We start from the raw sequence: 14,084 nt of genomic DNA, 5'->3' as shown, positions 1-14,084 counted from the left end.
ACGGTATGTCAAGGCGGGGAGTCACTGGGAGGTGGCGGGTCTCGATGGCGGCGGCGCGGTCGGCCAGGACCGCCAGGGCGGCGACCGCCACCGTTGCCATCGCCTCATGTTCAAATGGCCGATCATGTCAGCCGAAGGTGTACTCGTGCCGGTCGAAATCCAGCGTCCAGGCGTAACGGCTCAGGAAGGCGTGGGAGAGCAGGCCGTGGATGCGCACGCCGCCGAAGGAGGACCAGGGGGTCCGGCGGGTGGGGGTGGTGGCCAGGAGGTGGCCGGGCTGTTCCAGGGGGCCGAGCCTGACGGGGTGTTCGGCCTCGTGGAACGCGGTCGCGGCGCGGTGGCGCGGGATGCCCCACGCCACCCGGTACTGGCGCCGGGTCGCGTACGCGCACGCCTGCCGCGGTGGCCCGTCGTCGGCCTGGTGCACCATGACCAGCCCGGAGTCGATGAAGAAGGTGAGGTCGCGGCGTTCGCCGTAGCCGCCGCGGGCGAACATGTAGTGATCGCCCCATAGGTAGAACGGGATGCGGAGGCCGGGCGGGGGCGGGGTGCCGCGCGGGGCGAGGATCAGGCGGCTCGCCGGGTGGTCGATCGTGGCCAGGAAGCATTGCAGCAGGTTGGTGCCCATGATCACCAGGTCCTGGACACCGGTGAAGGTGGGCAGGATGTCCACCGGCACGTTCGTCAGCCTGACGTCGCCGAGCACGAGTTCGCGGGCGATGCCGAAGCGGGCGGGCGTACGCGTGACGCCGTGGGCGTGCCGGCCGTTGGGGACCGAGGCGATGCCCAGCGATTCCGCCCGCTCCAGGCCCATGACCAGGAACGTGCCGCCGGTGTCCAGGTGGATCGGCGTGCGCCGGCCCTCGATCTGTCCGGCGACGGCGGGGAGGTAGGGGGCCAGTGGGTGGTCGCAGAAGGGCAGTGTGACCGTGCCGGACGCCGCCACGGTCAGGGGGCGGGCGCGGCGGAGCGCCAGATCGGGCGGTGTGCGGCGGTCGCCGAGCAGGCGGCGGGCCAGGTCGTGCGCCTCATCGGTGCGGCGGAGGTGCAGCAGGGCGTGCGCGATCGGCTCGGCCAGGTCGCGCCGGGGCTTGGCGGCGTAGCGGGCCAGGGCGGGCTCGTACCGGCCGCGTACGAGGTCGGTGAGCACGAGCACCCGGTCGTGGCCGTGCTCGGCCGCCAGGCGGGCGGCCTCGTCGATGTCGCCGCGGGCCCACGCGGCCCACGCGGGGTGCGTGCGCATGGGATCTACTCCTCCTGGGCCGTGGGGGCGACGCCGAGGTCGAGGGCGGCGGCCAGGGCGGCCAGGATCGGGACCACCGCGCGGGAGACGACCTGGTACTCCCCGCGCCGCCGCTGCGCGATCAGCCCCGTACGCTGCAACTCCCGCAGGTGGTGGTAGAGGTGGCCGCTCGTGGTCTCCCCGCCCAGGGCCTCCTGCAGGTACGCCCGGGTCCGCGGCCCCCGCACCAGCGCCGCGAGCAGGGCCAGCCGCGCCGGGCTGCCCATGGCCTCCAGCAGCGCGGCGGCGGGCCCCCAGTCGGCCGCCATCAGGTCGGCCACGCGGTGCTCACTCGCCCACAGGTGCCGGTCGCCGTCGAGCAGCGCGGCCCCGACGTACGCGATGGTGCCGGCGCTCTCGCCCGTCTCCTCCTCGGCCGCCGCCTCGAAGCGCCGGAGCAGGTCCAGTGATGACGGCGACGCCTCGGGAGGCCGCCGGTCCTGCCCGGCGCCCGTCAGCGCGGCCTCCAGGCGGGCCACCCGGCGCTCAAGTTCCGCTAATCGTTCCTCGTTCATCAAGCCTCCGTAGTTCCGAAATTACGGAATAACGTAGTTAGCGTGATGTGCCAGGGTCAAGCGGTGGTCGTGCGGGTCCGCGTGGCGCTGCCTGTGCGGGACGGAATCCGAAGGCGGCCCTTCCATCCCTTTCGCCAGGACGGCGGCGTGCGGCTCACCGCCCTGGCCAGAACGGGCCGCTAGGAGGCGGAGGTGGCCCGGGTGATGGCGGATTCGATGGCGGCGGCACGGTCGGCCAGGACCGCCAGGGCGGCGACGGTGCGGGTGGTGGGGTCGTCCTCGGGGCCGCCGAGCGACTGGGTGCGCAGGTGGGCGGCCTTGATCTCGGCCCAGCGATCCGCCTGCTCGGGGGTGAGCCGGCCGCGCAGCTCGGCGAGTTTGAGCAGGTTGGCCTCGGCGCCGGTGGTGAGGGTCTGGGCCTCGCCCAGGTAGTGATCGTCGATCAGCGCCTCCAGCTCGGCGTCGTTCATCACCGGGACGATGCGCTCGGCGAGCTTGTTCATGTTGCGATAGGAGCCCTGGAGCTGGAAGCGGGGCTCGGGGCGGGTGGCGTCCGACTGGGCGGCGCTGGCGATGTACGCCTGGTTGTTGGCCAGCACCACCTGCTGCACCTTCAGCAGCTTGCGCAGCACCGAGAGGATCTGGTCCAGTTCCACCGAGGAGTACGGGTGGGACAGCCGGTCCGGTCGTACGCCGGCGTCGCCGCGCGCCAGGCGTACCAGGAGCTCCACGTCGGCGCGGTCGCGGGTGGAGAGCGGGGCGAGCACCGGGTTGGAGGTGAGCGCGTTCTCGATGTAGCTGAGCGCGAACAGCTCGTCCCGGCCCGACAGCACGTCGCCCAGGTTCCACACGTCGGCGCGGTTGGCCAGCATGTCGGGCACCCGGAACCGCTGCCCGGCCTCGGTGTACGGGTTGCCGGCCATGCACACCGCGAACCGCTTGCCGCGCAGGTCGTAGGTGCGGGTGCGGCCCCGCCACACGCCCTCCATACGGCGCTGGGCGTCGCACAGCGAGATGAACTTCTGCAGCAGCTCGGGCGAGGTGTGCTGGATGTCGTCCAGGTAGAGCAGGACGTTGTTGCCCATCTCCAGGGCGAAGTCGATCTTCTCGACCTCCTGGCGCGCGGTCGCGTTCGGCGCCTCGGCTGGGTCCACCGACGTCACCCCGTGGCCCAGCGCGGGGCCGTTGACCTTGACGAACACCAGGCCGAGCCGGCTCGCGACGTACTCCATCAGGGTCGTCTTGCCGTAGCCGGGCGGCGAGATGAGCAGCAGCAGGCCCATCTGGTCGGTGCGCTTGGCGTCGCCGGCCGCGCCGAGCTGCTTGGCCAGGTTGTCGCCGATCAGCGGCAGGTACACCTCGTCGAGCAGGCGGTTGCGCACGAAGGCGCTCATCACCTTCGGCCGGTACTCCTCCAGCCGCAGCCGCTCCCGCTCCGCCGCGACCAGCGCCGTACGCCGCCGGTGGTACTCCCGGTACGCCGGCGCCCGCTCCGTGCGGAACCGGCGCGTCCTGGCCAGGAACTCGTCCAGCCGGATCTCCAGCCGCCGCTCCGCGATCTGCGGGTGCGCGCCGAGCAGGCCCTCGACCGTGGCCGTCAGCGCGGCCGAGGAGTCGTACCGGGGCGGCTCGGGGCCGCACAGCAGGATCGCCGCGGCCTCCTCCAGCTCCGCCGACCCGGGCTCGAACGAGCCGAGCCAGGCGCGGGCGAGCTGGTGCCGGGTGGCGAGGTCGTCGCCGAGCGCGCGCAGGTCCTTGTCGAACTCCTCGGTACGCGCCGCGCCCAGCGCCGCCCGGAACCGTTCCACCAGCGAGCGCGCCCCGGCCCCGGTGACGAAGCCCTCCGGGGCCGCGGCCAGCTCCTCGAACAGGTACTCGCCCGCCAGCGGGGCGTCCAGCTCCAGCGGCGCGGTGAACGCGCCGATCGCCTGGGCCAGCTCCCGGTGCAGGTCCTCGATCGCGGGGGAGGGGCCGAAGGCGGCCCTGGCGCGGGCGAGCGAGGCCGCCCGGGTGGCCCACGACGCACGCGCGCCGGGGCCGGCGCCGAAGGCCCAGAAGAGCTGGGCGGCGGCCCGGTCGGCGGGCGGGTATCGCAGCAGGCCCGCGCCCGCGTGCAGGCGCAGCAGCGCGTCCAGGATCGCGGCGGCGTCGTGGTCGTGCACGCCGCGCTCGTAACCCTCGTCGTAGCGGGCCGCGGCGCGCTCGCGCACCAGGGCGAGCAGCCCGCCGTCGGTCACGGCCGCCTCGTGCAGCGCCTCCGGCGGGCCCTCGGCCAGGATCGCGGCGGCCAGGTGCTCGCCGCGGTAGACCTCCTCCGACTCCGACACCACGAGCTGGTTCCAGAACGGGCGGGTCGCGGCGAAGTCCGGGTCGGTGACCGGGGCCCGGAAGTCGGTGCCGGTCACCGCGTACGCCATGCCGTCGCCGTGCGGGACCAGCGTCAGATCGATCGGCTGGGTGTTGACCGCGAACCGGTGCCGGCCGAGCCGGATCGTCTCGCCGCCCTCGGCGTACAGGTCGAGCCGGTCGCGCAGCGCCCGCCCGGCCTCCTGCCTGGCCGCCTTGACCCGGCCCTCCAGCTCCTCGGCCCGCACCTGGTCGCCCAGCTCGCGCAGGTCGGCGGCCACCGAGCGCAGTTTGGCCACCATCGGGTCGGCGGCGAAGTAGGTGTTGATCTCCTCCAGGGAGGCGAACGTCGCCACGCGCCGCTCGACCGCGCCGAGGATGCGCTCCGCCGACTCCGCCAGGCGGCCCGCGCGGCGGGCGCGCTCGTCGAGCAGCGCCTGCTTGCGCGAGGAGAACGCCTCGTAGACGTCCTCGCGCTTGGCGGTCAGCTCGGTCAGGAACTCCTCGAACTCGCCGTAGCGGGACTCCAGGCCCTCGATCTGCAGCAGCAGCCTGCCGAGCTGCTCGTCGCACCGCTCCGGGGTGTCGGCCATGGCCAGCGCGCCGCTGACGGCCTGCCCGACCAGCGCGAACTCCGCCGCGAACCCGGCCCGGCCCTCGGCCGCCAGCAGCTCGGCGCGGCGGGCCTCCAGCGTGGCCCTGGCCCGGTTCAGCCCGGCCAGCACCTCGCCGACCCGCTCCAGGATGCCCGTCCGTACGGTGGCGTCGGCGATCTCCAGCGTGCCGACGACCTCGGTCACCACCTCCAGGCCCTCGACCTGCGCGGCCAGCCGCTGTCGTACGGGCTCGGCCTCGGCGGCGGCGCCGATGCGCTCCGCCTCGGCGAGCAGGCCGTCCACCTCGGCGTGGTAGCCGGTGAACGCGTCGGGGCCGCGCAGGAACTCCACCGCGCGCCGGCCCGCCTCGGCCGCCTCCGACTCCAGTTCGGCGGCGAGCGCGTCGATGCGGGCGAGGTCGGCGTAACGCATCTCGCGCAGCGTGACCAGCCGCCCCTGGGCGCGGCGCAGCCCGGCCAGCGCGGCCACCCAGGCGTCCGCCGTACGCGGGGCGTCGCCGCGCGTGTGCCGCATCAGCGCGCCGATCTCGGCGGCGGCCTCGTCCACGGCCGCGGTCGCCTGCGCGGTCAGGGCCTGGACCTTCTCGAACTCCTCCAGCACCTGCTCGGCCGTCGCCCGCACCTCGGCGAGCGGGGCGCGCAGGTCGTGCTCGCCCAGCCAGTGGTAGGCGTCGAACGCCCGTACGCAGGCGGCGATCAGGCCCTCGTAGACCGGAGCCGAGGGCTCCATCTCCTCGGTCATCCGGGCGATCGACAGGCAGTCGGAGATCCCCCGCACCAGCTCGGCGTTGCCGATCCGCTCCAGCGGGCCCGTGCCGGCGGGCTGGGCGGCGGCGTACAGGTCGGACTGGAACGGGGTCTGCCACACCTGCATCGGGTGCACCCGTGACGGCTCGTCCGACTCCGCCCGGAACACCACCAACGTGCCGTCGTCGAACAGCGAGTACCCGTGGCACGGGATCGGCGTGGTGACCTGCTTGCGGATCACGTTGTACGGCAGCAGCAGCGAGCGTCCCTCGGCGCGGGCGTGGAAGACGTACATGACGTCCTCGCCGTTGGCCGAGCGGATCACCCGCTCGAACTCCAGGCCGGCCACGTCGGTGTCGAAGGTCTTGGTGACGCCGGTGGCCAGGTAGTAGCCGCCCGGGAAGATGATCCCCTGGTCCTCCGGCAGCCGCAGGCACGCCCGGCCGATCCCGTCGAGCCGGGTGACGGTCGTGGTCCTGGTGTTGAACACCAGGTGCCGCCACTCGGTCTCCTTGTACGGGCGCACCCGCAGCAGGATCAGCGGCCCGATCCGGGCGTAGTGCACGTCGGCGTCGGCGAGGCTTTGCAGCGGCTCCGCCACCGGCTCGCGGTAGATCCCCTGCCCGGTCTCCGTGTTGTCCTCGATCTTGATGGTGAGGTCGCCGCCGATCGTCTCGACGAACACCTCGCCCTGGATCGAGATGTGCGGGTGCCGTCCCAGGACGTGATCGTCGCGGGTGGTCTCGGTCCACTCGAAGTCGTGCGCGGGCGGGAACACGTGGTCGCGTTCGCCCCGGTTGTCCAGGTACGACACCGCGCCGTCCGCGTTGACCCGCCACCGCAGCACCCGGATGTCCTGCGGCCCCGCCTGCTCGGGCGGGGCGGTCTGGAACACCGCGAGCAGGGTGCTGTCCAGCCGCCGCAACTGCATCAGCCGGGTGTCGCGGTAGTACCGGTACAGCTCGGCGAAGTCCTTGCGGAACCCCGGGTCGTCCAGCAGGCCCGGCAGCCCGTCCTCGGCCACGTCCTCGAACCGGAACGCCTCGCCGTCGCGGGTGAAGGCGTGCAGCGAGAACACGTCGCCGACCGTCGTCTCGGGCCGCAGCCCGATGAACACGTTGTAGCCGAACAGCATCAGCCCGCCCACCGAGACGATGTCGCGGGGGACGCAGTTGTTGCCGGTGCGGATGCGCTCGGTGCCGACGAGCCGCAGCTCGGCGCCCCCGAACGTCTCGATCCTGCGCGCGTTCAGCGCCTCGGCCCGGCGGGCCAGCTCGGCCGACTGCTCGGCGAGCCGCGCCCGCAGGACCTCGTACGTTCCGGCGTCCAGCTCCGTCACCGTCACCTGACCGAAGCGGGCACGGCGGGGGCGGCGGCGGACAGGGCGGCGACCGGCGTCTCGGCCACGCCGAGGTGCTGCGCGGTCTCAAGGAGCTGCCGCATGCGGTCCTCGTCCGGGCCGCCCGCCTTGATCAGCTTCAGCAGCAGCGCGGACAGGGTGAGGTCGCGCACGCCGGCCGTGTCCACCGCGCCGAGCACCCGCGCCAGGTCCGCGGACAGGCTCGCGCTCCCGTTCAGGTACGGCTCCGCCAGCGCGCCGGCGACGTCCGAGTGCTGCACGAACCCGTCCACGCTCTTGCCGGCCGTGATCGAGTTGACCAGCCGGTCGAAGAAGACGTTGTCGCCGCCCACGATGTCGATGTTGGCCTTCTCCAGGCCCGTGGCCAGCACGGTGGCCTGCGCCTCGGCGACCTCGCGGCGCACGTTGATGTCGGCCAGCCTGATCTCCTTCTCGGCCTCCAGGCGCAGGCGGTACTCCTCGTGGTGGCGCGTGGCCTCGTCCAGCGCGGCCATCGCGGTCGCCTTCTCGGCCAGGCCCTCGGCCTCGGCCTTCAGCTTCTCGCCCAGGCCCTCGGCCTCGGCCTTCAGCTTCTCGCGCACGGCGTCGGCCGCCGCCACCGCCTTCTCCCGCTCCACGGCGGCCTCGGCGCGGCCCACGCGCTCGATCGCCGCCGCGTTCCGCTCGCGCACCTGGACCTCGGCCAGGCCCGCCGCCGCCGCCTCGGCCTGCAAGCCCTCCGCGAGCCTGATCTTGGCGCGGGCGTCCAGCTCCGCGGCCTGCTGCCGCGCCTCGGCGAGCACCAGTTCCTCGCGCGCCCGGTGCTTGGCCGCCGCCTCGGCGGCCTCGGCCGCCTTGATGTCCTTGACCAGGTTCTCCTGCGCCTCGGCCTCGGCCTGGATGACCACGGCCTGGCGGGTGCGCTCGGCCTCCTCGACCACGCGCAGCCGCTTGATGTTCTCCTCCTGCTCGGCCACGGTCTTCTCCACCGCGATCCGCTCCCGGACCACCTCGGCGATCGACCGCTTCTCGCCCTCGACCTCCTTGTCCTTGGCGATCCTGGACAGCTCGGTCTCCCGCTCCCTGGCGATGACCTCCAGCATGCGGTCCTTCTCGATCCGCTCGGTCTCGATCGCGATCACCCGCTCGCGGTTCTTCTCCGCGACCGCGATCTCCCGGGCCCGGTTCTCGTGCTGGATGCCGATCTGCTCGTCGGTGCGGATCGCGGCCGTCTGCGCCTTCAGCCGCTCCTCCGCCTGCACCCGGGCGATCTCGGCCTCCTCGCGGGCCTTCATGGTCTCGATCTCGCGCTTCTGCTTGATCTCCGCGTCGGCCTGCCGCCGCTCCAGCTCCAGGATCGCCTCACGCGCGTCCACGTTCTGGCGCGTGATCTCCTTCTCCTCCTGCCGCCGGTACTCGTTGGTGCGCACGTTCTCGGACGCCGTCAGCTCGGTGATCTTCCGGATGCCCTGGGCGTCGAGGATGTTCGCCGGGTCGAGCTGCGACATCGGGGTCTGCTCCAGGAAGTCGATCGCCGCGTCCTCCAGGCTGTAGCCGTTGAGGTCGGTGCCGATCACCCGGATGATCTGGTCGCGGAACTCGTCGCGCTTGGTGTAGAGATCGACGAAGTCGAGCTGCTTGCCGACGGTCTTCAGCGCCTCGGAGAACTTGGCGTTGAACAGCTCCTGAAGGGTCTCCTGGTCACTGGCCCGGGCCGTGCCGATGGCCTGCGCCACCTTGATCACGTCCTCGACCGTCTTGTTGACGCGGACGAAGAAGGTGATCCGGATGTCGGCCCGGATGTTGTCGCGGCAGATCAGCCCTTCATGGCCGGTCCGCTCGATCTCGATGGTCTTCACCGAGATGTCCATGACCTCGGCCTTGTGGATCACCGGGAGCACGATCTTGCCGGTGAAGGTGACGTCCACCTTGTTGACCTTCGAGACGATCAGCGCCTTGCCCTGCTCGACCTTGCGGAACAGCCGGCTGACCACGATGAGCAGCCCGATGACGACGAGAAGGACGACGGCGAGCAGAATCCCGAACCCCGTGGAGATCACGTCCATATGCTTCTGTCCCCTATTTGATGACTTTGTCTGGGTCAAGCGCGGCGTCGTACGGCATGACCCAGAAGAACTCGCCGTCCGCGTCGTACTCGTAGATCAGGGCCGTGTCACCGGCCGTCAGTCTCTCTTCGCCCAGCAGCCGCACCTGGACCAGCGCGGTGGCCCCGTCTTCGGCGGTCACCTCGGCCTGCCCGAAGTCCGCCGTCACCGACCCCGTCCTGACCACGCACATGCGCCCGACGAAGTCCGCCCGCGAGGGCGCCGCCTCCTCTTCGAACACCCGTCGCAGCGGCAGCACGGCCAGCCGGGCCAGCCCCCACGCGCCCCCGAGGGCCACCACGAGCACCCCTGCCCGCGCCGCCGTCCCCTCCAGCAGCGCCGCCCCCGCCAGGCTGATGAACCACCCGAACGCGACCAGCAACGAGACCGCCACCGTGGCGGGCACCCCGCCCAGCCCGAGCCCCGCGGCCGGCCCCACGCCCCCGTCGGAGTCCAGCAGGTCGAGATCGGCCCCGCCGAGCAGCACGGCCACCCAGAACCCGACGACGACCAGCAGCAGAAAGCTGAAAAGCACGGTGGGAAACCCCAGCGCGACGCCGAGAAAGTCCCCCATGAACAGTATGTCCTCCCCGCTACCCTACGGGCTGCTCTGTCCCCCGAGACGCCCTTTGGTAGTGCGAGGAATATATCCACCTATAGACGGATATACAACGCCCGCAAGAGTGATGACATTCACGGAACTTTTCCGCTATACGCCCCGTTAAAGCCATCGGCCACCCCCAGCCCGAAGCCGCTCCCCCGGCCGGCCGGACGCGACCCGGTGGCCGCACACGGTCGGCCGCCGACCTGTGCGCCCTATCCCGTTCGTGCCATCCCTGACCGTGACCGGGGGTGAGCGCAGGGTGTGGCCGGGCAGGCGCGCCGAGATCATGAGCCGTCGCAGCGCGGGTGCCGCCCACGACGCCGCCGATTTCCGGTTCGACCTGGCCGAGGCGGTGCACCGGTGACGCGAGGAGCTCGCCTGACCCAGGCACGGTCGGCCGAACGCTCGGGCCTCCGGCAACCGGCGGTGGCGCGGCTCGAATCCGGCGCGCCCTGCCGACGATCCCGATGCCGGAACGCGTCGCCCAGGCCCTCCACGTGCGGCTCACCGTCCGGCTCGACCCGCTCCGCACGGTCGGCTGACGAAAGTCCCTCAGGTCCTCAACGCGAAAGGGACGGCGTAAATGGGATGGATCGCATTGCCTGTCGCGAGGTTCGGGCGGAAGGCGATTCAAATCTCCGAAATGGCGATAGGGAAAAGGGCGCGGGCCTGAGTTCGCGGCCCGGCCGGTGCGGACCAGCACCTGGATGCGCTGCCTGGACGGCATGGGCTTCGCTGGCTACCTCACCACCCTGCGCCTGCCCCCGCCCGGCACGACCTGCCACCCGCCCGCCGAATGAGCGCCCGGCCCCCGGCGGTGACGTGGCTCGGCCGTGGCATCCTGGGCCGCGTGACCAGACACACCGGCAAGGTCCTGTACGTCATCGTGTGCGCGGCCGGGCCCGCCGGGGATGTCGGTCGTCTCGTCGGCCCGGCCCAGGACGAGGGGTGGACGGTGCAGATCGTGGCCACCCCCAACGCCGTGGACTTCATCGACGTCGCGGCGCTGGAGAAGCAGACCGGCCGTCCCGTGCGCAGCCGGTACCGCAAGCCCAGCGAGCCCAAGCCGCCGCGGCCCGATGCCATCATCGTGGCCCCGGCCACCTACAACACGATCAACAAGATGGCCCAGGGCATCGCCGACACGTACGCGCTGGGGTTGCTGGCCGAGGCTCCCGGGCTGGGCATTCCCGTGGTGATCCTGCCGTTCGTCAGCGCCGCCCTGGCCTCCCGCGAGCCGTTCCGGCGCAGCGTGGCCGCCCTGCGTGCCGAGGGCGTGCCGGTGCTGCTCGGCCCCGGCCGCTTCGAGCCTCCCGGACCGGGCGAGGAGGCCGAGCGGGGCCGGACCTACCCGTGGGATCTGGCCCTCCGGGCGCTCACCGAGTCGATCGGCGATTGACGGGCGGGACGGTGACGAGTTCGTGCGGGTTACTTTTCGGCGCGGCCGGTGCCGCCGGTTCGGTCGTAGACGTCGTTCTCGAATTCTTCGAGGAGGGTTTCGCAGGTGGCGAGCCACTGTTCGCACTCGGCGCGGCCCGGGCCGCCGAACCAGTCGCGGGCGATCACCCGGTCGAACCAGCGGCGGATCTTCTCCAGGTCCTGGCGGATCTCCTCGGCCTCTTCGAAGGTGTAGTTGTCGCGGAAGCGCTCGAACTCGATCTCCTTGACGAACTTCGTCTGGCATTCCTCGACGATCTCGGCGTACTCCTTGGCCGCCATGTCCTGGAAGCTCTGGATCAGCGTGGCGTCCTGTTCGGCGTCGCCGGAGGGGACGGTGAAGTAGTAGGACGTGCCGTCGAGTGACTGGATGCGCTGGCGGATCTGGGCCAGGTCGCCGGTGATGGTGCCGAGTTCGGGGAAGACGCACACCGCCTGCTGGAGGTAGAGGCCGCCCAGGCGCTTGAGCTCCCGCCACACGGCGACGCGGATGCGTGACGGCTCCGAGGGGACCTTGTAGATCAGCAGCAGCCAGGCGCGCGGCGGCGCCGCGGAGGGGACCGGGCCGGGCTCTCGGCGCGCGGTCGGGCTCATGCGGGCTCCTTAGGTGAGGCTGCCCACCATTATCCGTCAGCGGCGGATCGGGCGGCCGGGGTACGCGCCCTGCTGGAGTTCGGCGTCCTTGACGACGAACCGGCCGGCCACCAGGACGTGGCGGTAGCCGGTGGACGGGCGGGTGCTGTGGGCGTACGTCGCCTGGTCGCTGACCGTCTGCGGGTCGAAGACCGCGAGGTCGGCGTCGCAGCCCTCCTGGACCCGGCCCTTGCGGCGCATGGCGGGGACCGCCTGCTCCAGGACCCGGGCCGGGAGGAGGCTGCACCGGGCCACGGCGTCCAGCAGGGTCAGGGCGCCCGTCTCGCGGACGTAGCGGCGCAGCACCTTGGAGAACGTGCCCGCGGCGCGCGGGTGGGTGATGGCGGCGGGCGGCAGGGGCCAGGCCAGCGGGTCGGGCTGGGCGGTGCCGGTCCAGGTGAGCGGCATGGCGTCGGAGCCGATCACGGTGGTGTTCGCGAGCAGGGCGCGGTCCAGGTAGGCGAGGTCGGCGGGGTCGTCCTCATCGAGGGTGTGGATGATGGCCAGGCCGCCGGGGTCGGTGGCCCGGATCTCGGCCAGGCGGGCGGCGTCGGCCACGCGTTCGCCGGTGAGGGCGTAGACGATCGCGTCGGGGGTGATGCCCAGGGCGGGCAGGCGCTCCGGGGCGAGGAAGTTCGCCCCGATGCCGGTCATGCCGGCTCCGTACGGGTACGCCTCGGTGCTCACCTTCGCGCCCTCGGCGCGGACCTTGTCCACCAGCGCCAGGACCTTGTCGATGTGGCGGGTGGAGGTGCTGTTGACGTGGCAGTAGTGCATGTGCGCGCCGGTGGCGGCGGCGGTGCGGGTGAGCTCCTCGGCGCCGTCGATCAGGGTGGCGGGTTCGCGTTCGACCAGGTCGCGGGCGTGCGTGTACGTGGGGACGCCCGCCTCGGCGGCCAGCGCGGCCACCGCGACGTACTCGGCCGGATCGACCCCGGGCGCGTAGCCCATGAGCACGCCGATGCCGAGCGCCCCGTCGGCGAGGTCGCGGCGGAGCAGGCCGAGCAGGTCGTCCAGGGCGCGGCCGGTGGCGGGGGCCTGCCAGCGCGGGTCGCCGATGTGGGCGAGCGTCGCGGCGATGCCGCCGCCGGGCGGGATGCCGCCGACGGCGGCCATGCGGGCCTGGGCCCAGGAGGCGGAGAAGCCGTAGTTGATCGGACGGCCCTCGGCGGCGGCCCGCGCGTACGCCTCGGCGACCGGGGTCGCGCCGGCTTCGAGTTCGAGCGCGGTGGTCACGCCGTCCATGGCCTGGAGCCGGTGCCCGGCGACGGTCTGGGCGTGGCTGTGCAGGTCGATCCAGCCGGGCGCGACCGCCAGCCCGGTCACGTCGAGCACGTCGCGCCCGCGCAGCGCGCCGGGCGTGCGCGAGACCGCGGTGATGACACCGCCGGTGACGCCGACGTCGGCGACGGCGTCGAGGCCGGTCTCGGGGTCGAGGACCCGGCCGCCGGTCAGCACCAGGTCGTGGTGGTCCGCCATGGGCCCTCCCTTCGCCTGTACGCGGCGATCCTAACCGCGCGGCGGCTAGGACGGCGGCGGCTGGGGGCGCCGCTTGGGCAGTGGCGCGGGGATGGTCGGCATGGAACCGGTGTTGTTCGGGTTGGGCTGGAACAGCGAGCCCGCGCCTTCCTGCTTCTCCGGCTGTTCGGAAGAGGGCGTGGACGACGGCGCGGACGAAGGTGCGGACGACGGCGTGGACGTAGGCGTGGACGCCGCCGGGGAGGCCGGGGCGGGCGGCTCGAACGGCCTGGGCGCCTCGAACGGCCGTGCGGGCTCGAAGGGCCGTGCGGGCTCGAAGGAGGAGGCGGGGGCGAACGGGTCGCGGGCGTGCTGCCCCGGCGTCTGCGCGTGCGCCGGGATGTGCCGCTCGCGGGCGCGCCACCGGCTCGGGAAGATCGCCGCGAACAGCAGCAGGACGCCGGCCACGAGGTAGAGGCCCGACGCGCCCGCCGTGCTGCCGAAGCGCGGCTGGCCCGGGAGTTGCAGGATGGTGCCGATATCCAGGGCGATCCTGGGCTGGAAGGCCCACAGCGCGCCGAGCCCGAGGAGCGGGAGCCCGGCCAGCAGGGGCGCGAGGCCCGACAGCCACTGCCACGAGGTGAGCAGCGCCAGGGCCACGCCGGTGGCCACCAGGAACAGCACGGAGATCAGGCGCGGCGTCTCGGCGTCGTTCAGCAGGCCGCGCGCCAGTTCGTCGGTCCCGATGGTCAGGCCGTAGTAAACGGTGGGAAGGGCGATCACCCCGACGATCACCCCTACGACATGCCGCACCCCGTTCGGCACAGGATCTCTCCCCTCGTCCGTCCCCGGCGCTGACCGGCGACCTTCACTGTCGCCGGCGGCTGCGGTGTCGCCGACGATCCGTCATCCTTCACCGAGCCGTCACTTGACGGAAGGCCCTATATCGTTTGACTACGTTTGACCGCTCCTGGTTCAACCGTACTGAACGCGCTGAGAAGG

10 protein-coding genes are annotated in these 14,084 nt (G+C 72.5%); 2 read left to right on the top strand and 8 right to left on the bottom strand.

Translation table 11 applies throughout. From position 1 onward, the window contains the following. Positions 1–127: 127 nt before the first annotated feature. The 5 genes from HNP84_RS00245 to HNP84_RS00225 all read right to left on the bottom strand — a co-directional run bounded on the left by HNP84_RS00245 (position 128) and on the right by HNP84_RS00225 (position 9,524). Positions 128–1,243 (bottom strand): retropepsin-like aspartic protease, encoded by a 1,116-nt coding sequence (locus HNP84_RS00245; RefSeq protein WP_185047274.1) that lies wholly within the window; start codon positions 1,241–1,243, stop codon positions 128–130. Positions 1,244–1,248: 5 nt separating this feature from the next. Continuing rightward, positions 1,249–1,797 carry a helix-turn-helix domain-containing protein gene (locus HNP84_RS00240; protein ID WP_185047273.1) on the bottom strand — a complete coding sequence of 183 codons (549 nt, stop codon included), beginning with the start codon at positions 1,795–1,797 and terminating at the stop codon, positions 1,249–1,251. Between the two features lie 179 nt (positions 1,798–1,976). After that, positions 1,977–6,845 (bottom strand): DNA repair ATPase, encoded by a 4,869-nt coding sequence (locus tag HNP84_RS00235; RefSeq protein WP_312923219.1) that lies wholly within the window; start codon positions 6,843–6,845, stop codon positions 1,977–1,979. A gap of 2 nt (positions 6,846–6,847) precedes the next feature. Next, on the bottom strand, positions 6,848–8,911 hold the full coding sequence (locus HNP84_RS00230) for a flotillin family protein (protein WP_185047271.1): 2,064 nt from the start codon (positions 8,909–8,911) through the stop codon (positions 6,848–6,850). Positions 8,912–8,924: 13 nt separating this feature from the next. Then, entirely contained in the window at positions 8,925–9,524 is a 600-nt protein-coding gene (locus HNP84_RS00225) for a hypothetical protein (RefSeq protein WP_185047270.1), read from the bottom strand. 253 nt (positions 9,525–9,777) lie between these two features. Here HNP84_RS00225 and HNP84_RS52420 point away from each other — a divergent pair, with 253 nt between their 5' ends. Then, positions 9,778–9,918, top strand: coding sequence for a hypothetical protein (locus HNP84_RS52420; protein ID WP_246517689.1), 141 nt, complete (start codon positions 9,778–9,780; stop codon positions 9,916–9,918). Between the two features lie 486 nt (positions 9,919–10,404). Beyond that, positions 10,405–10,953 carry a flavoprotein gene (locus tag HNP84_RS00215; protein ID WP_312923216.1) on the top strand — a complete coding sequence of 183 codons (549 nt, stop codon included), beginning with the start codon at positions 10,405–10,407 and terminating at the stop codon, positions 10,951–10,953. Positions 10,954–10,982: 29 nt separating this feature from the next. Here the strand turns inward: HNP84_RS00215 and HNP84_RS00210 are convergent, their stop codons facing one another. From HNP84_RS00210 to HNP84_RS00200, 3 genes are read right to left on the bottom strand one after another with little or no spacing between them, the layout of a single operon-like run. After that, complete coding sequence (locus HNP84_RS00210) at positions 10,983–11,585, bottom strand: Chromate resistance protein ChrB (protein ID WP_185047268.1); 603 nt, start codon at positions 11,583–11,585, stop codon at positions 10,983–10,985. A 36-nt stretch (positions 11,586–11,621) separates the two neighbouring features. Next, positions 11,622–13,103, bottom strand: a complete 1,482-nt coding sequence (locus HNP84_RS00205) for an amidohydrolase family protein (RefSeq protein WP_185047267.1) — start codon at positions 13,101–13,103, stop codon at positions 11,622–11,624. Positions 13,104–13,148: 45 nt separating this feature from the next. Further along, the gene (locus tag HNP84_RS00200; RefSeq protein ID WP_185047266.1) at positions 13,149–13,907 is read right to left on the bottom strand and encodes a hypothetical protein; all 759 of its coding nucleotides are present in this window, start codon (positions 13,905–13,907) and stop codon (positions 13,149–13,151) included. Between the last annotated feature and the right edge of the window lie 177 nt (positions 13,908–14,084).

It is taken from the genome of Thermocatellispora tengchongensis (genome assembly GCF_014202315.1).
In the GTDB taxonomy this organism is placed as follows: domain Bacteria; phylum Actinomycetota; class Actinomycetes; order Streptosporangiales; family Streptosporangiaceae; genus Thermocatellispora; species Thermocatellispora tengchongensis.
Note: the sequence above shows the minus strand (reverse complement) of the source record. Positions and strands in the feature narration are given on the sequence as shown.